Raw genomic sequence first — 19533 nt, forward strand, 5'->3', positions numbered from 1 at the left:
GCGTTATTTATTGATACATACGATATTCTGTGAGTGTCATCCCGGTATGCTTCCTGAAAAAACGTCCCAATGACGACTGATTCGCAAAATTTGTCTTGATGGATATCTCCTGTATATTCATGGTAGAGTTCTTCAACATGGCTTTGATCTCTAAAATGGTATACTCTACAATCCAGTCTTTCGCCGTCTTTCCGCTTGCTTCTTTTATCACCATCGACAGATATTTGGAGGTGATACACAATTTGTCGGCATAAAAGGCGACATCTTTATGTTCTCTGTAATGCTGCATTATCAAACAAAAAAAATCATGCGCCAACTTGCTCTTACCCAAGTCCGACTCTCCCTTTGCCAGATGAGATTTGCCATAATAATCATTGTAGATATCCAGATAAAAAATCCTTAATAATAGAAGCACGGACTCTCTCCTGAAAAAGTGGGTAGGATCTTTGGCCCGTTCTGAAAGCGATTCATAAAAACGCTTGAACCGTCCGGCCTCTTCTCCGGTCAGTTCGTACCAGTAATGGCTCCTCATATAAACATAGAAAAGAGGAGAAAAGCGACTGAACCCACTCAACGTATCATCAAAGAGCGCACGGGAGAGCACGACTATATCACAAAGAAAGTCACTGCTCAACTCGGTTATCGAAACCAATTGCCCGGGCAGAATAACTGCCAGCTCGTTCTTCGTAAGAATGTGGATATTGTCAAAGATACAAACCTTGGCGGTCCCTCTCAAACATAAAATAATCATTCCGGCTTCAGTGTAGGAAGGAGCAGAAGTCACACGAATGTGCTTCATATTCTCACAAACCATAAGTTCATCCCCCAATAAAGTCGTGGCATAACTATCTGTTATCAATTTCTCACTATCCCTGTTTGGCATCAGAATTCTTTCATTGTTGATACAAAAGTAAAATAACTATGCTAACCCCGTTACCGCACAAGACTTTTGGTATCATAATACGGAAATATGGGGGCTCTTCTTGACATTTTTTTATAAACAAAATGTCTATAAGCCTATAAACAACCTATTCCGCATCTGTTTGTTCGCCCTGTTAATGTATATTGGATTCCGTTCATATCTTTAATATTTTAAGAAAGGGATAGGGACGGAAAAGAATAGATTTCCTATTTTTGCAACCAAATATAACTATAGCAACAAAGATCATGCGTTATCTACTCTCAGCGCCTTCGCACATAAAGGCCACCATCCAGCTTCCGGCGTCAAAAAGTATCAGCAACCGTGCGCTTATCATCCATGCACTGTCGAAGGGCAATGACGTGCTTTCGAACTTGTCCGACTGTGACGACACGAAGGTCATGGTCAAGGCTCTGACAGAGGGCGGGGAAGTAATCGACATCCTTGCCGCCGGAACGGCCATGCGCTTCCTGACAGCCTATCTGAGTAGTACGCCGGGCACTCACATCATCACCGGGACGGAACGGATGCAGCAGCGTCCCATACAGATATTGGTGAACGCCTTACGGGAACTGGGAGCCAATATCGAATATACCCGCAACGAGGGTTTCCCGCCCCTGCGGATTGAAGGGGCACCGCTGGCCGGCAACGAAATTACACTGAAGGGCAACGTGAGTTCACAATACATTTCGGCCTTGCTGATGATCGGGCCGATCCTGAAAAACGGTTTGCAGCTCCGGCTGACGGGTGAGGTCGTCTCGCGCCCGTATATCAACCTGACCCTGCAACTGATGAAGGACTTCGGTGCATCGGCCCGGTGGACGTCGGACCAAAGCATCTCGGTCGAGCCACAGCCTTACCGCTGCGTCCCGTTTACTGTAGAGAGCGACTGGAGCGCGGCCTCTTACTGGTATCAGATGGCTGTCTTGTCTTCCGAAACGGATATTGAACTGACCGGACTGTTCCGCCACAGCTATCAGGGGGACAGCCGGGGAGCGGAGGTATTTGCCCGGCTGGGAATAGAAACCGAATATACGGAAGAAGGCATACGGCTGAGGAAAAACGGCAGCTGTGTCAAACGGCTGGATGAAGATTTCGTCGACATCCCGGATCTGGCGCAGACGTTTGTCGTGACTTGTGCATTACTGGATGTCCCTTTCCGGTTCACCGGGCTGCAAAGCCTCAAAATCAAAGAGACAGACCGCATCGAAGCTCTTAAAGCGGAAATGAAGAGACTGGGGTATGTGTTACACGACGAGGACGACAGCATTCTGTACTGGAACGGCGAACGCATAGAGCCGCAGGCATGTCCCGTCATAAAGACGTATGAAGATCACCGCATGGCCATGGCTTTTGCCCCGGCAGCGATTCATTATCCGACAATACAGATCGATGAGCCGCAGGTCGTATCCAAGTCATATCCCGGATATTGGGACGATTTGCGCAAAGCCGGTTTTGTGATCGAGGCACATGCCACAGAAACAAGCAGCAGACAGTAAGGTTTAGATTAGATACAAAAAACAGATCATCCAATCCCGTTTCTCCTACCCTCCGGACGGCAGACACAGAAAGCTGAATACAGAGACGTCTCCAGCCCCATCACAGAACACCTCCCAAGGCCGATTCCGGGAAAAAGCAAACCCTACCTCCGCAAAGTTCCGACTTCGGGAGGCAGGGTGCAATAACTTTAAGAATAATCAACATCAGGAGCTGCAGAGCGGTTTCCTTTGCAGCCGGACCGATGTTCATCATCTCAACGGCTCCATCCGGAAGGAATAGCTGTAGACCGTATCTTTCCGTATCTCATAATGGGGACGGGGTCCGGGTCCGCAACTGGCGTTGCCCAATCCCCGCTGAATGCAGTCCAGATTGAGAACAACCTCCGCACGGCGAATGTCCGGCAAATCGTGCCCATACTTCACTTGCCACAGATCTTTGTCCGTATAGTGCTGGGCACTGAAGTCAACCGTATCCGTTGCGGTGATTTTGAGTCCTTTGCCCCGGTCGTCGGTCAGTGACAGCCAACGGGTATCCGTGCGTCCGCCCATTGTCTGCGCACGCGCATAATGTTCCGCCATATCCGTGACAGTCGTTTGGTAACGCCCGACATAGGCGGCATTCTTCCGGTCACGGTAATTCTCCATTGGGCCGCGGCCATACCACTCGACTTGTTCCAACGAGGGGTTGAGGAACATCTGCAAAGCCAGACGGGGAAGGTCAAAGTTACTACCTGTTGTAAAGTCGGCTGCCACATCGACCACACCATTACTGTAAACCTGATATCTGACGGTATAAGGAACGGTTACTTTCCCTACTTTCACTTCTATTTCCGAAAGGATGGATGCCGACTTTCCGTCCTCTGCCATCTTCCAGTCAAAACCACGCAGCGCGATCACCGGCTGAATCCATTCACGAGGATCATTGTTAATAGAACGATACCAGTTCAGTGACGGTCCTTGCTGCCGATGTATCAGGTTCTGCCCGTCATATCGGAGAGCAATCATCATGCCGGTCTTCGAATCAAACGACACTTCGGTTCCCGGAGCACGGAAACGGATGTACTGCCGCTCTTCTATCACCTGCAGAGGCTCTGAAGGTTCCAGCATTTCGGATTTGCGTTTCCTCTCCTTCAGCAAGAACTGCTCCGTTGCCACTACATGTCCGGCTTTAGCCCATACGCAGTCACTTTTCAGTTTCACTTCCAGGTTAATGTGATAATCGGCATCTTCTGTCAAGTGGCGGAGGAAAGGGATATGAATCGTGCGGTGCTCGCCCGGCTTGCCGTCAGGCAACCCGAACTCCTCTTCTGCCACAGGCACCCCGTCTTTGAGGATGACATAACGCAGGTTGAAATGACGCATATTCAGGAATGAATAATGATTGCGCAACCCCACATTGTTCTCTCCCACTTCTTCAAAAGTCATATACTGGTATACCTTTTTCACTTCCCATAACTTAGGAGTAACCCTACGGTCGGGTGTCACCAGTCCGTTACAACAAAAGTCATTGTCGTTGGGACGATCACCGAAGCTGCCCCCGAAATAATAACGGTCCGGCGCTTCTCCGGGTTTGTTGATGCCCTGGTCCACCCAGTCCCAGATGCAACCTCCGATCATGCGTTTAGACTGATTGGCAATGTAGTCCCAATATTCTTCCAGGTTACCGACGGCATTTCCCATGGCATGTGCATACTCACATAGAAAGAAAGGTTTATTGCGCGGCTCGTTGTCCTGAGCTATCATACTTTCGATGGATGGATACATCCGTGAGTCCATATCGGCAACGTCATTCATTCCTTCATAATGGATGAACCGTGCGTCAATCTCTCTGGCAGCCTGATAAGCAGCCTCGAAATTGGGTCCGCCACCCGATTCATTCCCCATCGACCAGAAGATAACGGAAGGATGGTTCTTGTCCCGTTCCACCATACGTACCACCCGATCGACAAAGGCACCTTTCCAACTTTCCCGCTTGGTCAGCATCATGTTGCCATGACATTCCAGATCGGCTTCGTCCATCACGTAAAGTCCATAGTAGTCAAACAGAGCATACATCTTCGGATCATTCGGATAATGACTGGTACGAATGGTGTTCAGGTTGAAACGCTTAAAGAGAAGAATATCCTCTATCATGCTTTCTACAGGCACCGCTTTACCGAAACGGGGATGAATATCGTGACGATTGGCACCCTTGAACAACACCAATGCATCATTGATATACACTTTATTGTCACGTATTTCAATTTTGCGGAAACCATATTGTTGGGTAGTTGCCTCGAGCACCTTGCCGGAAGCATCCAGCAATTCCAGATTCACAGTATACAGATAAGGTGTTTCGGCGCTCCAGAGTTGGGGATCACGAATACTTGCTTTTGCAGGCAGACAGATCTCTTTTCCGGCAGCCAGATTACCGACCGCAGTTGTAAACGTACGCAAAGTTTTGCCATCGGCATCCAGCAGCCCTATGCGTACGGAGGCATTCACAGCAGACTTGCCATAGTTCTTCACGTCTGCTTTGACACATAAGTCGGCCTTGTCGAAACGGTCACTGATGACAGAAGTAAGATGCACGTCGCGCAGGCGAAGTTTCGGAGTCGCCACCAGATAGACATCCCGGTGGATACCGCTCAGGCGGAACATATCCTGGTCCTCCAAATAACTGCCGTCACTCCAACGATACACTTCGACCGCCAATATGTTTTTACCCGGCTTCACATACTGTGTGATGTTGAACTCGGCATCATTGTTGGCACCCTGGCTATACCCGACTTTCTTACCATTGATCCACAGATACATAGCACTGTACACTCCATCGAAGTGGATAAACACTTCTTTATTCTTCCAGTCGGCCGGCAGAGAGAATTCCCTCCGATAGGAACCTACCGCATTAGGCTCTTTCTCTACCGTATATCCTCTCTGTCCCTGTATAAAGGGTGGATTGTTGCGTATCGGATAGGTGATATTGGTATAGATGGGGGTGCCGTATCCCAGCATCTCCCAATTGGAAGGAACCGGAATCTCTTTCCAGGCAGACACGTCATAGCCCGGTTTATAGAAATCCACCGGACGTTCGGAAGGTTGCTTTACCCAATGAAACTTCCAGTCACCATTGAGCAACAGATAACGGGAAGAGTGATTGCGTATCCAAGGACGGGTGTACGAAGGATCGCCCTTCATCTCTTCCGTATCGGCAAAGGGGACAAACGTGGAACGCCCTTCTTCTTTGTTAACGGCAAATATCCGTTCATTCTCCCAGTCATTATCACTCCGGGTTTTAAAAGCCTCAGCCACCACTTTCAGATTCGATTTCACGATTTTCCATTGCTGGCTTATTTTCTGCGCATCTGGTTTGAGCTGGTAAACCGGCTCGGCCACAAGGCCGGCATCCGGGAAGCCCAGATTATAACCACTCGCTACACTGGTGAACAAATAATTCCCATTGGGTAAAGCCGTGATACGCCATTGCTGATTGGGATTTTCTTTATTTGGGTCCCATTGGATAACCGGACACTCCTTGCTCCCATTGCCGCTATTGTCGATTCCCAGTTCAGTGAGCGGACTGACAATGGAATAGCAGCCGTTACCGCAAGGAATCAGATTCCAGACCTGCGACTCTTTATGGGGTTCCTTTTTAGAAATAAATATCTTACCACCTAAATCCAGACTCTCCTGATTGTCCAGGACAAGCCCGTTCTGGGTATGGATCTCGTAGCTTTGCTTCGGATCGAACTCCTGGGCACGAACCATTCCTACTGTCGACCACAGAGCAACGCTTACCAGAAACAGATGTTTAAAATTTAGCATACTATTGATATTAAGAAAAGGCAGGGAAGAAAACCAAGGGCTGTATCCGCCAACAAAACGTATGTCTGCCTGTGTGATACAGCCCAAACCTATATTCAACCCAACTACCTATTGTTTTTACTGAAATAAAGCCGATTGTTTGTACACTCCGAATGTATGGATAGCAGGACAAGCAAATCCGTCGAGGATACGAAGACGTACCTGTTTGGCTTTTACCGGTTCGAAACGCACGATCCATTTATACCCCACCGTCTGCTTATCGGTTGCTTCCGGTATCGGGGTCCAGTTACGGCCATCATTGGAGTACTCCACACTCCACTTCGTCGTGCGGTGTCCCAGTTCGATCACTTCCTGAATCATCAGGCAGTCAAACTCCGTCTGCCGGGGAAGGGTGAAAACGATGTCTGAGGTCTTGGCTCCGTCCCTTCCGGCAAAATAAGTTTCCTTATTGTTGTCCGTCAGGAATTCCGGACGGAATTTACCTCCGCGTCCGTTCGTTGCTTTCACCTTGGCCTTAGCCAGCAGATTGTTCCCGAAGGTTTCGTCCAGCCCCTGCTTCAGCAATGCAGCATGAAGTGAATCGGTGGGGTGAATCAGTCCGCGACGATCAGGTGGGAAGTTGAGCAACAGCACGCTGTTATGCCCTACAGAGGTACAATAGATGTCCCAAAGCTCTTTGACACTCTTCACACGGCTGTCTTCTTCGGCATGATAAAACCAACTGGGACGAATGGATACATCAGTCTCGGCCGGGATATAAGCGTCGCCGCCTTTTACTCCCTCGTTCAGTCCTTCGTAATTTTTCCACTCATCTTTGATGCAGACAGAGTCGGTAGTCGCCCAGCAAGGATCACCGGCTTTACCCGATTCGTTCCCCATCCAGCGCACATCTGCAAAAGGATACGAGTTCTTGGTTCCGAAAATGACACAGTCCGGCTGCTTCTCACGCACAATCTTATACCAATGCGTATAGACGGGAGTGGTCAGCTCGTCTGCTCCGGCACCGTCCCACCAGGTTTCCCAGACTTTTCCATAGTCACCCATCAGTTCTTCCAACTGGTGGCCATAATACTGCTTGTACTTCTCCGTAGTATAAAGCGGAGAAAGATGCTCATGCCGGTCGTGCGGTCCCAAATAGATTCCTGCTTTGATGCCATACTCTTCGCAGGCATCTACAAATTCACGTACAACGTCTCCCTTTCCGTTTTTCCAGGCGGAGTTCTTCACACCATAGTCCGTATATTTACTGGGCCAAAGGCAGAAGCCGTCGGCATGTTTGGCGGTGATGATGGCACTGGGAATGCCCGCCGACCGGAGGGTACGCATCCACTGTCCGCAATCGAGAGCCGTAGGGTTGAAGATAGCTGCCGGAGCACGTCCGTCACCTTCGTTTACATACTCCTCGAATGTGTTGATTCCGAAATGGAAGAAAGCGATCATCTCACGGTTGTACCACTCCACCTGGCGTGCGCTGGGAGTTAGTCCGTAAGGTTCCGGAGCCTTCTGTGCCGATACGGGTACCGCCACGGCAGCGATTCCCGCTGCTAAAAATAAATTTCTTAGATTCATGTATTCGTCTGTTTTAGATGTTCGTTATCAAAATAAATTAAGTTCGCTGACCGTCACATGCGGTCCACCGTTCACGGCCGTAATGGTCACCTTCAGATAGCGTCCGTCTACGGCATTGGGCAGGAAGGACCGGAACTCACCCTGTGCCGGGATATCTTTAAACTTGGCGGCGACTGTCCAGGTAGCGTTGTCTTCGCTTACTTCCACGGTCACCTCTTTCGGACCGTCATAGCCCTCTTCGCGTGCCTGGCAGGCAAATCCCTGAATATGGGTGGTTTTCTTCAGATCAATGACAATCCAGTGAGGCGGTTGGGGGTGCTGGTTGCTCCAGTCGGTTCCCCAGAAAGTATTCAGATCGCCATCCAGACAAGCCTCTTTCAGCCCGCTGTGCCCCCAGTCTCCTTCTTTCGGCTCTTCGGACGAAGCGCTCAGGGCTTCCCATCCGGTGCGGTCGAGCAACTCCATATTGCTGGCATCCATCGATCCTCTGAAGATGAAGTAGATGGTCTGGCAACAGTCATCGGCAACAGCTCCCTCTACCGAAGTAATGCTCACGGGCAACAGATACTCTTTGAATGCCTCGATATTACCTTTCGCATGAACTGTGATTACGGCTTCTTCGGACTTCGATGTCCCGGCCTTGACCAGTACTTCTCCGGTCAGGTCATACGCAACTTCAGGCAGCAGTTCATACTCGGTTCCGTTCTTCGTATTGTATTCGTTCACTTTGTCCGGATCGGCTTGCAGGTGCACCACAGCATCATTGGGTAACCCATACTCCGTCAGTTGCGGATAAGTTTCAGGAGTAACGGCAACGTTGAAGGTCTGTACGTAAGGCTCGTCTTCAATGTAAAAATTGGCTTTCACGGCAGTTCCCGCGTCCGGAATATAAATGGTCAGGTCACTGTCATTGTCACTGCATCCCACTGTGCAGCAGAATCCGGCAGCCAGAATGGCTGCCTTCAATATATTCTGTTTCATGATTCGTTTCGTTTTAAGTAGTTATTCCCAGCCGGGATTATTGGGTAACAGGTTCGGATTCATCGTTGTCTCGTCGATAGGCAACGGATGAAGATAGAGCTTATCGTCCCATTTACGGGTCGATCTGTCCGGATAAACAATCAGCAGATTGTCCTCGGTCAGCTCCCGGGAAAAAGAATCGTACTGCTCTTTCAGCTTGTCCGATACTTTCATTCCGAGCATACTCTTGGGTGCTTCCAGCAACTTACCCGCTCTCCAACGTACAATATCATCCCAACGGAAACCCTCGCCGATCAGCTCGACCGCACGTTCGCGGCGGATCTCGTAAAGCAATGGAGAAAGTTCATAGCCATAATCCGGCCAGTTCGGGTCGGTAAAGCCGACATTCACTTTCAGGTGCGGCATCTCTACACGATCTCTGAGTTCGTTGATGGTCAGGTCCAATACATCTTGAGTACATTCACCCAATTCGGCCTTTGCTTCGGCATAGTTCAGCAACACTTCGGCATAACGGAAAATAAACACATCCAGTGTAGACTGTCCGATGTTCCACTGTTCCGGATCCGTCGAGTGATACTTCATTACATAATATCCGGTGGTACAATATTTGGTATCTATGACCGGAAGAGCATTAAACTGGCGGGTGCCGTCACTCAGCACCTTGAAAGGAAGCTCCGGATTATCAATAGTCTGGCGCAAACGCGGATCGCGCTGCATCAGTTCGTCCATCGGCATATCTGCCTCTTCGTATTCCGGACTGACAGCAGTGGGCAGACCGTCGGCACACAGGTATTGCTCAAACATGGCACGGCTCAAACCTGTATACGACTCTTCCATCTGGCGGGTATTGTTGTGCATCAACAGCTTGGTAATATAAACCCTCGGCATGATGCACTCACTATTGGAAGATAAATCTTCCTGTACAAACAGGTTATAATAGTCCAGAGTGGGGTTGTCGGTCTTATAAATCGCGTAGCCGCCTTCTTCAATCACTTGTTCCGCAGCCTCGGCAGCTTCACGGTATAACTCTTCATAATCGCCCAACCCATGATATTTGCGGAAAGACGCCTCGTACAGGCAAGCTCTCGATTTGAAAGCCAGCGCGGCATACTTGTGCATGTTACCGATCTTCGTTTCATTGGGTTTGGGAAGGTGTTCAATGGCAAAATCGAGATCTTCCAGGATGTGTGTAAACACGACTTTCCGCGAATCGCGCCCCTTATACAGTTGCTCGGAGTCCATCTGCAATTCTGTTTCATACCAAGGTACATCGCCGAAACGCTTCACTTTGTATACATACTCCCAGGCACGGAAGAAACGAACCACAGCCACCGAACGGTTTATCTGTTCCTCGTCACCTTGCACGCGTTTGTAGCGGTCCATAAAATAGTTGCAGGAACGGATATTTCCCCAGTCTCCGCTTCCCCATCCGCCACCGGAAGTAGGAATCGTTTCAAGGTTGAAAATCCAGGTCTTCGGTTTCTCGTTCACGTAACAGTCCGATTCGTCATCGGCACCGGGGCCTTGCGCTCCCGGCAGGATTCCGTAAAAGCCATTGGCATAAAGTTCGAGGTCCTGCACACTTGTCCAGAATTTAGGGTCGGAGAGAGAATCCTCAGGATACAGGTCCAGCAGGTCAGAGCAAGAGGTGAACATAAAAGTACATGCCACTGACGCCATCAGTAATATCTTATTCTTTTTCATAATTGTTATCGTATTAGAGGGTAATGTTTAATCCGAATGAAACAGACTTGGTCAGCGGATAGGTGCTGAGGCTCACTGTTTCGGGGTCGTATATGTCAAACAAGTGATCGAACGTCAGCAGGTTTTGTCCGCTTACGTAGAAACGTACATGGTCTATCTTCCATTTGCCCAGCAGTGCTTTCGGCAGCGAATATCCCAATGTAATGGACTTCAGGCGCAGATAAGCGGCATTCTGAAGGTAGCGGGTCTGCGTTTCGCGGTTACCGGTCACGTTGTCATAAGTAGAGCGGGGGAAGTAAGCATTGCGGTTATCTTCCGTCCATGAATCGAGTGCATGCTTGAAAGGTACGTGCCACTCGTTGCCGAAGCCCCAGAACTGGTTACCTCCCAACACTACATCCTTTTTACCGATACCCTGGAAGAATACATCAAAGTCAAAATCACGCCATTGCAATCCACCCTTAATACCATAGCTGTAACGCGGTTCACTGTTACCGATTATCCTTTGGTCACCCGGATCATCAAGCGTATTCTTTCCTTTATTTATCTTGCCGTCACCGTTCAGGTCTTTGTACTTCACATCGCCCGGATACCAACCACCGCCGTAGATTTCCGACTGGTCGGCATGGGCATTTACTTCTTCTTGTGACTGGAAAATACCTTCGGTAACCAGCCCCCAGATTTCGCCCCACTTCTTGCCAACATAGTGGGTTGAAAGCAGATTCTGCGGATTGTTGAACTTCGTGATCTCTGCCTGATAATCGGACAGTACGAAGCTTACATCATAAGAGAAATCCTTGTTTACGCGGTCTCTCCATCCCATTGAAAGTTCCCATCCGGTTGTTCTCAGATCGGCCGTATTGGCTTGCGGCGCGCCTGTACCCAGCACTGCGGGAAGGGGTGTACCGTTAGTCACCATATCGAGTGTCTTACGCATGTACCAGTCGAAGGTTCCGTAAAGACGGTTGTTCAGCAATGCCCAGTCCACACCTAAGTCTATCTGGCGCACGGTTTCCCATGTCAGGTACGGACTGACGATGCCGCCGGGACTCACACTGGCTATTTTCTTTCCGTCTACCAGATATCCCATCTCGCCATTGGTACCCATTGTGGCTATATAAGGATAGTCGCCGCCAACCGACTGATTACCCAACGAACCATAAGAAGCTCTGAGCTTGAGTTCGTCCACAATCTTCTTGGCCGGTTCGAAGAAAGCTTCGTTCGAGATTCTCCAGGCTGCCGAAACGGACGGGAAGAATACGAACCGCTTGTCTTTAGGGAATTTGGAGGAACCGTCATAACGTCCGTTCAACTCCAAAAGATAACGTTCGGCATAATTGTAGTTGATGCGGGCAAAATATCCCATAGTAGCCCAGGAGTGCTGGCCGCTTCCATTGTACTTCTCTCCGTAAGCCTGTCCCAGACCGGGGAGGTCATTACTGATAAGGTTTTCACGCTCGGCATTGAACCAGCGGTAACTTTTGGTTTCATAATTATATCCCAGCAACAGTTTTATGTTGTGTTTGCCCAAGGACTTGGTGTAGTCGGTATAGGCATTAAACGTCTGATAATAGTTATCGTCGGTGGTAAACTTCACACGGCTCGGAGTGGTATGCGGAAATACGGTTACGATATCCGGATTGGCGGTATGTTCCAATATCTCCTTGCCATGCTGTTTCTTTGAGAGGATATACATGTTATAGGTATAATCCACATTGATGGTCCAGTCTTTCAGGGGAGTGATTTTCAGACCTCCGGTCAGCCAAAGGTCATTCTCTTTGTTCTTACGCTCGCCGGAGATGGACTGAGTGGCTACCATATTGGTCCAACTGCCCTGTCCGGAGAAGTTTCCGTCCGGATGGTAAACCGGCATCATCGGACGAAGGTCGGCACCGTAGAAAGCACTGTTGATCTGTGCCGTCTCGTCACTGTTATTGCTTCCGTAGGGAGCATCCCGGAAAGTATTGTTATAGACGGTTTTTAACCGAACCTGCAACCAATTGGTGATGTCCGAAGTCAGATTCAGGTTGACATTGAAACGGCGGTACTTGTCGTCGTAATGTTTCAGCGTTCCTCCCTGATCGAGGAAGCCTACCGATCCATAATAGGTGGTCTTGCCCGATCCTCCGTTGAGTGACAGCGTGTATTGCTGCATCAAAGTATGATCCTTGATGGTTTCGTCTATCCAGTCGGTGTTACCGCAATACAGATACTTGTTGGGATTGGACGGGTCGATGAATACCGGCAGATTATGCTTCGGGTCGGTATAATAAGCATAGATATGATCCATGTAGTTCTTATCATAATAGTCGCCTCCGCCGGAGTTACGATTGGTCAGATTATGGAAATTGGCAAATGTCCACGAATCCATGTACTCCGGTTTGCGTGTGGGGGAATTGACCGACCAGTTGGACGAGAACGAGATCTTCGCTTTCTCGTCTTTACCCTTCTTGGTCGTAATCAGCACTACGCCATAGGCTGCCTGTGTTCCGTAGATAGAGGCGGAAGCCGCATCTTTCAATACCGAAACACTTTCCACATCGGCCGGGTTAATCATATTGGGATCCATCTGCACACCGTCGACCAACACCAAGGGGCCGGAAGAGTTGATGGAGGTAGTACCACGGACATTGAATCCGTATCCTTTGCCCGGTGCACCGTTATCGGCAGAAATATTCAGGTTACCGATCATACCCTGCAATCCCTGGCTGAGGTTCGTGATAGGACGGCTTTCGAGTGTCTCCGCCGAAACACTGGCTACGGCTCCGGTCAGATTCGCTTTCTTTTGCGTACCATAACCCACCACCACTACTTCGTCCAGTGTTTTGGTATCTTCTTTGAGGGTGATCTCCAGATGGGTCTTTCCGGTAACGGTTACAACCTGTGTTTCCATCCCGATAAAGGAGATTTCAAACTGTTCACCCTGATCTGCGTCAATCGAGAAGTTACCTTCGATGTCGGTAATAGTTCCCCGACCGGGAGCACCTTTGATCTGCACAGAAGCTCCGGGCAGGGGGAAACCTGTGTCATCGAGAACACGGCCGGTTATTTTCTGTTTCTGTTGTGCTGCCTGCACCACTTCGGCAGGTTCTGCATTGTAGTTTTGAGAAGCAAGGCAAGGTTGAAGTCCCATACCCGAAAGAAGGACAAACATCCCCGAGGCCCTTACGGCTCTTTCTACTAATTTTCGTTTTCTCATAATAATAACAAGTTAAAATTAACATTAGGAATCAAGCAAGGCGTTGCTGACTCTTTTTATTTAAAGACGAAAGCAAATGTATCTCTATGGTCTTAAGAGAGGGATTAAATAAGGGTTAACGAAGCAATTAACCTCGTGTATTTCTTGTTAACCCCGCGCCACAGTGCTCCAGACACAGAATCCTCTAAGTTAAAATATGCACAAAGGTAGCATAAAGAGACACCAAGCTATCAGAAAGACAGTAAAAAGCCTTTTTCACTGACTGTACCCTTTACAGAAAAGGAGCAACCGGAAGAAACATGCAGGCAAAACCGGGCAAATGGAGGTGAAAAGCCGGGCTTTTTCTCCTCGATAGCCTTGATTGGGAGTGAAAAGAGCCGGCGTTTTCCGAAAAAGAAGTAAGCATTTGGTCGAAAAGAAGTAAGCATTCCCGGAAAATGCTTACTTCTTTTTCAAATATCTCTATATGTTTTGGTCGATAACATATATTGTTACGGAGACAGAGGGTCTGCGGGAACTATTTTACTTCTGGTTGGATGACCGGGAGAAGGCTTCACGAAGTATCGAAAGGACAGGTATTCCACCATTAAGCGGACAGGAGGCACGGGAGGGCATCGCTTACGTTTCTCTACTGATTGAAAACAGGCAGAATTACTGCCGGAAAGATAAACAGATAAACGAAATGGCGGCGTTTTTTCGCCCCCGCCTTGTCCAATGGCCGAAATAACGAAAACCGGGAGGCTTTCGTTAGCATTTTGAAAAATTGGCAACGGGACAATACTTAAACTTTGATGTCGGCGAAAGCAATGCTGTATTCCTCGTTCATCATCCGCTTATAATCCTTTGTAAACGCGGCATAACGCCTGATGGCCTCTTCCGGATTATTCTGTTTCCGAAGGGCGCAAACCGTGTAGGCAAGTGCCATATCCGACAAAGGATCGGCTATGAAAAGGATGTTACAAAGACGGATGACGATACTGAACCGGGCATCTTTGTAAGCAAGTTCCAGCTGTTCGGGCAGCAGAGAATGAATCAGAGATTCCACCTTCTGTTTATAATAATCGAAGAGATCGGATTCGACAGTAGATATGAACTTGCCCCGCAGAAGTATTTCCAACCATTCGGCACGGATGGCACCGGGACTCTCCTTCTTTTTCTTTTCGGGAGAAGTAAGAGCAATCAGACGGATATAATCGCAATAGAACTCTTCGCCAAACACCAGGCAGAAGTATCCGTTGCGGAATACAAGCTCGATACCGTCTACATCCTGCAATATCTTTCTCAGATGATTCATGGCTACTCCCTTCAGGTTCTTCACGTTACTATCGGGTTTGTCCGGCCAGAATATCTTATTCATATCCGATGAAAGCACCCCTCTCTTCCCCACACTGTTCAACAGAATATATAAAAAGAGAACACGCAGCTTAGGACTGAGCATATAAGTTATATCACGCCCGGCATTGTCGAGTATGGTAAACATACCAAAAAGAAAAATCGCATTCTTATCGGGCGGCAATACAGCCGGCAACTCATCCCACTCAGAAGGTTCTTTTCCAAGTTCGGATTCCTCGATCTCAGGCAGCTCCATAACCGAAAGTTTCGGGGCACTCTGCCCTCTTTCGGGAAGAACCCCGGCAGATGTTTCCTCCGGGGATGCCGCATTCCGTTTCCGCCTGTAACGTACGATTCCCCATACACAGGCCATCAAGAGCAATACCCCGCCAACGATTCCCCCGGTCAGCCTGTTGTTCAGAGTGGTCCGCATCCGGCTGTAATATTCCACATCGGCCAGAGTCACCGGCGGAGCAGCCAGAGAATAGAGGCGGGTAGTCACCTGACCGTGCTTCTCGAACTCCTGAACAGAGCAGTAGAACTCGCCGAGTTCTTCATTGAAATAAAGATTGGCATTGGTGGCAATCTCTTCCGAAACAATGGGAATGCTGTCTCCCACCACTTCACACTCTCCGTCACGGACGGACAAACGGTATAGTTGCAAAGTGGAATTGGGCAGATATTCCGGATACCCCAACAGGAACAGGTATTTTTCATCGGCAGAGAGTATCATATTGCGGGGGACCACCCGGTTGACCGCCGGTGCTTTCACTTCCCAGAGTTTCCGTACCGAACGGGTGTCCATATCCACCCGGTACAGATCGTACAGATAGTTGCGTCCCACATTCTGATCACCGGCTTCATTGCCCATGCCTCCATAAAGGTAAACCCGTTTGTAATCGCGGCTGACGGCCATACCGGAAAAATAGCGGGGAGTTACCCGGTCGCCCGAGAAAGTCAGTGTATCCCAGCGGCAAGTTTTCAGGTCGTATGCAAGAAACGTATTGCTATACCTGCGGCTTCCGTAACCGCCAAACAGAAAGAATTTCTTTTCGGCCGGATGAAAGAATCCGCTATGATGATGGAGTTGCTGACAAAGATAATCGGTACTGGCTGAACGCCACTCGTTGGTGGAAAGATCGAGTGCCGCCACCATGGCATCACCGTGCGAGTCGGCTACTTCGTAGGTATACAGTTCGCGGGAAGCCTCATCCAGGAAGTTCATACCCAGACGAAGCTGAACCGGCAAAGGATTCTTATAAGGCACCTGCAACAATTCGTGGGTATAGAGGTTGAACGTAGACAGAGAGTCCTGATTAAAGAAAAGAATCTCCTGATGTGTTTTGTCAAAGTTCAGACCGGAGGGTGTGGAAGAGTAATCCGTAAAAAGCTCTTTCCAATAGTAGGACTGATTGATAAGCCACATGGGGTTGGTAACCCGTCCCACAACATGTCCCCGGCTGTCGTGTACATCTTCTCCGCTACTCTCGTTCAAAGGGAATATCATGATCTCTTCTCCGTCGGTAAGCGACAGGTTACGGATGGCATACGAAGCCACGTCCAGAATGTATTCACATTTACCGAAATAAATATGCGGAGAGAAGCCGCCTTTCTCCAATCCCAGATTAGAGATCTCTTTGCTTTGGCTGCCAACGGTTATCCGGGCCTGGTCTTTGTGTATGTCCAGCGCAATGGAGACGGGCAACCAACGATGGTCATAATCTTCTTTATTCAGTTCAAAAGTACAAAAGATACGTTTGCCGTCTTCGTTAAAAGAAAAAGAACAGCGGTCACCGGGTTTATGAAGATAGGTGAAGCTATAGGTCTTTCCGGCATCCCGGTCTTCCAGATAAAGGATATAACCGGGACTCTCCACATTCCGTACCAGATAGTCAAAAGAGATGCAGAAGGTGTTGGTAAAGGTACGCTGATGTTCCTCGCGCAGGACAGAATAAGTGGCACGCTCACTGATCCGCTTCTCATTTCCATAGAAAAGAAGTCCCTGCGGGAAACAATCGGCTATACAAAGCCATATCATTCCGATAGCAAACAAACATCTCAACCTTCTCATATACTGTTCTTCGATAAATGCGTCATCCGTTCCATAGTGCAACAAAAATACGAAAAATAATAGAAATGGCAAACGTATACCGGGATTAGTGCCCCCGGGAGTAAGAGTAAGGCAGATCCGTCTTCAGGGTGCCACGGCGGAGATCGGGCACACTATCCATGGATAATACCAGTTCTCCTCCGGAAATAAGTTCACGGTGAGTCAGGAAATTACGGGTAAACTCGCTGCCATTGAGCAAGGCTTTTCCGATATAGCAGTTTGCGGGACTGTTTCCCTCTGCCTTCACAATGAAATTTTTTCCATGGGGCAAGTGCAGCGTCAGTTTCGGGAAAAGCGGACTCCCCATCGCATATTCCGGCACACCGGGACAAACAGGATAGAATCCCATGGCCGAGAAGACATACCAGGCAGAAGTCTGTCCGTTATCCTCATCACCACAGTAGCCTTTGCTGCCGGAGTTATAGAGTTTCCCCATCACTTCTCGAACATGTTGCTGGGTCTTCCAGGGCCTGCCGATATAATCGTATAAATAGATGGCATGTTGCACCGGCTGGTTGCCATGTGCATATTGTCCCATATCAAGGGCTACCATCTCGGCTATCTCGTGGATAACAAAACCATAGGTGCCGTAATTGTAGGTGTTGGGAGCTGTAAACATGGAATCGAGACGGGCTGCCATCGATGCGTGCCCTCCCATCAGTTGCGACAGCCCTTCGGGATCGTGAAGAACGCTCCAGGTCCAGTGCCAGGAACTTCCTTCTGTGAAGGGACCTCCCCATTCTGTTGCATCAAAGCGGTCCCTCCACCGCCCTTGGGCATCTTTCGCCCACATAAAGCCATGTTCGGGATAATAAAGATTCCGGTAATTCAAGGACTTGCGATAATAACTGTCGGCAATCTCCTTCTTCCCGATGGAAGCGGCAAAGCGCGCTACACACCAGTCGGCATACGCATATTCAAGGGTTTTAGCGGTAGCCTCATGCACTTCGGGATAAGGAACATAGCCTAAACGATCATAATATTCAAATCCGTCACGGCCCACCGAACTGATCTCCGGATGCACGGCTCCAGTCTGATGGATCATCGCTTCAAGAGCTTTCTCCGGATTAATGGTACGAATCCCTTTTGCCCAAGCGTCTGTCAACAAAGAGATGGAGTTATTGCCAATCATACATCCACGGTGGCCGGGACTTGCCCACTCGGGCATAAAGCCACTTTCATCGTAAGCATTGAGAATGGACTGGGTAACCCTTTCGGAAACCTCCGGATATAATAAGGTGAACAAGGGATGGACTGCACGGAACGTATCCCAAAAGCCATTGTCGGTATACATGTAGCCATCGTGTATTTTTCCGTTATAAGGACTGTAATAAACCGGTTTCCCCTGAGCATCGAACTCATAGAACTCACGGGGGAAGAGCAATGTCCGGTAAAGACAGGAATAGAAGGTGCGTAGCTGCTCTTCACTGCCGCCTTCCGCTTCAATTCGTCCCAGATAGCTGTTCCACTGTTTTCGTGCTTCTTCCTTCACCTGGGCAAGGCTCTTTCCTCCCACTTCCCGGCTGAAGTTGATAAGTGCCTGTGAGGGACTTATAAAAGAAGATGCCGTACGGACGGTCAGCCTTTCCCCCGCCGGAACGTTAAACTTGAGGTAAGCACAGGTATAATCACCCTCTACCGTCTGTTGGTGATGCATCAGCGTATCCCCGTCGTATACTCCTTCTTCTGTAATGGGATGGCTGAACTCTATCCGGAAATAGTTGGCAAAATTATCGGGTACTCCGCCATTATGATTACGTGCCACACCGGTTACACACCGATTCTCCTTGTCAATCGCCAGAGCACTTCCACCATCATAAGCATCTACCACAATATATTGGTCGGACTTCTCCGGGAAAGAAACTTCAAATACCGCTCCGCGCGAAGTCGCGGAAAGTTCCGTCCGGGTACCATCCGCAAACGTGACACCATAACTATAAGGAGTCGCTTTCTCCTGAGTGTGTGAGAAAGGCACGGCCCGTTCTTTATGATTCAGCTTCAGTTCGCCGGACAACGGCATGATAGAGAAAGTTCCGTAATCGTTTATCCACGGACTGGGTTGGTGGGTCTGGCGGAATCCCCGTATCAGGCTGTCGGTGTACATATACATCCAGCCACTTCGATTCTCCCCGGTTTGCGGACTCCAGAAATTCATTCCCCAGGGAACTGCTACGGCAGGATAGGTGTTCCCATGCGAAAAGGCATAAGTAGACTCTGTCCCCATCAGGGGATTTACATAATCGACAGGGCTGAAAGGTACTTTTTGTTGTGTACACGAAGCCAGCAAAAGGGCTGCACTAACGATAAGGGTAATCGAAATATTCTTCCTCATAGCTCAGAAATTGAATTTTAAACAGGGTAAAGGCTTATTTACCCTTTGCATTTAATTTATGCTGCGAAGCTAATGAGGAAGGGT

The 19533-nt window shown here is 48.9% G+C and carries 10 protein-coding genes; 2 read left to right on the forward strand and 8 right to left on the reverse strand.

The window, feature by feature from the left end; translation table 11 throughout:
* Positions 1 to 7 precede the first annotated feature (7 nt).
* Positions 8 to 883: an AraC family transcriptional regulator gene (locus QK890_RS07565; RefSeq protein ID WP_005810504.1), complete on the reverse strand. Its 876-nt coding sequence runs from the start codon at positions 881 to 883 to the stop codon at positions 8 to 10.
* 284 nt (positions 884 to 1167) lie between these two features.
* On the opposite strand from QK890_RS07565, the gene aroA reads away from it, so the two are divergent.
* Positions 1168 to 2418 carry a 3-phosphoshikimate 1-carboxyvinyltransferase gene (aroA, locus tag QK890_RS07570; RefSeq protein WP_032542447.1) on the forward strand — a complete coding sequence of 417 codons (1251 nt, stop codon included), beginning with the start codon at positions 1168 to 1170 and terminating at the stop codon, positions 2416 to 2418.
* A 249-nt stretch (positions 2419 to 2667) separates the two neighbouring features.
* Here aroA and QK890_RS07575 read toward each other — a convergent pair whose 3' ends face one another.
* From QK890_RS07575 to QK890_RS07595, 5 genes are read right to left on the reverse strand one after another with little or no spacing between them, the layout of a single operon-like run.
* Positions 2668 to 6321, reverse strand: a complete 3654-nt coding sequence (locus QK890_RS07575; protein WP_367627289.1) for a glycoside hydrolase family 2 TIM barrel-domain containing protein — start codon at positions 6319 to 6321, stop codon at positions 2668 to 2670.
* An 18-nt stretch (positions 6322 to 6339) separates the two neighbouring features.
* Entirely contained in the window at positions 6340 to 7791 is a 1452-nt protein-coding gene (locus tag QK890_RS07580; RefSeq protein WP_005810512.1) for an alpha-L-fucosidase, read from the reverse strand.
* Positions 7792 to 7818: 27 nt separating this feature from the next.
* Positions 7819 to 8772, reverse strand: coding sequence for a discoidin domain-containing protein (locus tag QK890_RS07585; RefSeq protein ID WP_032539591.1), 954 nt, complete (start codon positions 8770 to 8772; stop codon positions 7819 to 7821).
* A 21-nt stretch (positions 8773 to 8793) separates the two neighbouring features.
* Complete coding sequence (locus QK890_RS07590; protein ID WP_032539592.1) at positions 8794 to 10476, reverse strand: RagB/SusD family nutrient uptake outer membrane protein; 1683 nt, start codon at positions 10474 to 10476, stop codon at positions 8794 to 8796.
* Positions 10477 to 10489: 13 nt separating this feature from the next.
* Positions 10490 to 13675, reverse strand: a complete 3186-nt coding sequence (locus tag QK890_RS07595) for a TonB-dependent receptor (RefSeq protein WP_005775430.1) — start codon at positions 13673 to 13675, stop codon at positions 10490 to 10492.
* A gap of 466 nt (positions 13676 to 14141) precedes the next feature.
* Between QK890_RS07595 and QK890_RS07600 the strand changes: the two genes are divergently transcribed.
* Positions 14142 to 14402, forward strand: coding sequence for a hypothetical protein (locus QK890_RS07600; protein WP_032539594.1), 261 nt, complete (start codon positions 14142 to 14144; stop codon positions 14400 to 14402).
* A 54-nt stretch (positions 14403 to 14456) separates the two neighbouring features.
* On the opposite strand, the gene QK890_RS07605 is transcribed toward QK890_RS07600, so the two are convergent.
* Positions 14457 to 17123: a kelch repeat-containing protein gene (locus tag QK890_RS07605; protein WP_032539595.1), complete on the reverse strand. Its 2667-nt coding sequence runs from the start codon at positions 17121 to 17123 to the stop codon at positions 14457 to 14459.
* A 40-nt stretch (positions 17124 to 17163) separates the two neighbouring features.
* Positions 17164 to 19449 carry a GH92 family glycosyl hydrolase gene (locus tag QK890_RS07610; protein WP_005810519.1) on the reverse strand — a complete coding sequence of 762 codons (2286 nt, stop codon included), beginning with the start codon at positions 19447 to 19449 and terminating at the stop codon, positions 17164 to 17166.
* Positions 19450 to 19533: the final 84 nt, after the last annotated feature.

The organism is Bacteroides sp. NGMCC 1.200775 (genome assembly GCF_040798045.1).
Taxonomy (GTDB): Bacteria; Bacteroidota; Bacteroidia; order Bacteroidales; family Bacteroidaceae; genus Bacteroides; species Bacteroides hominis.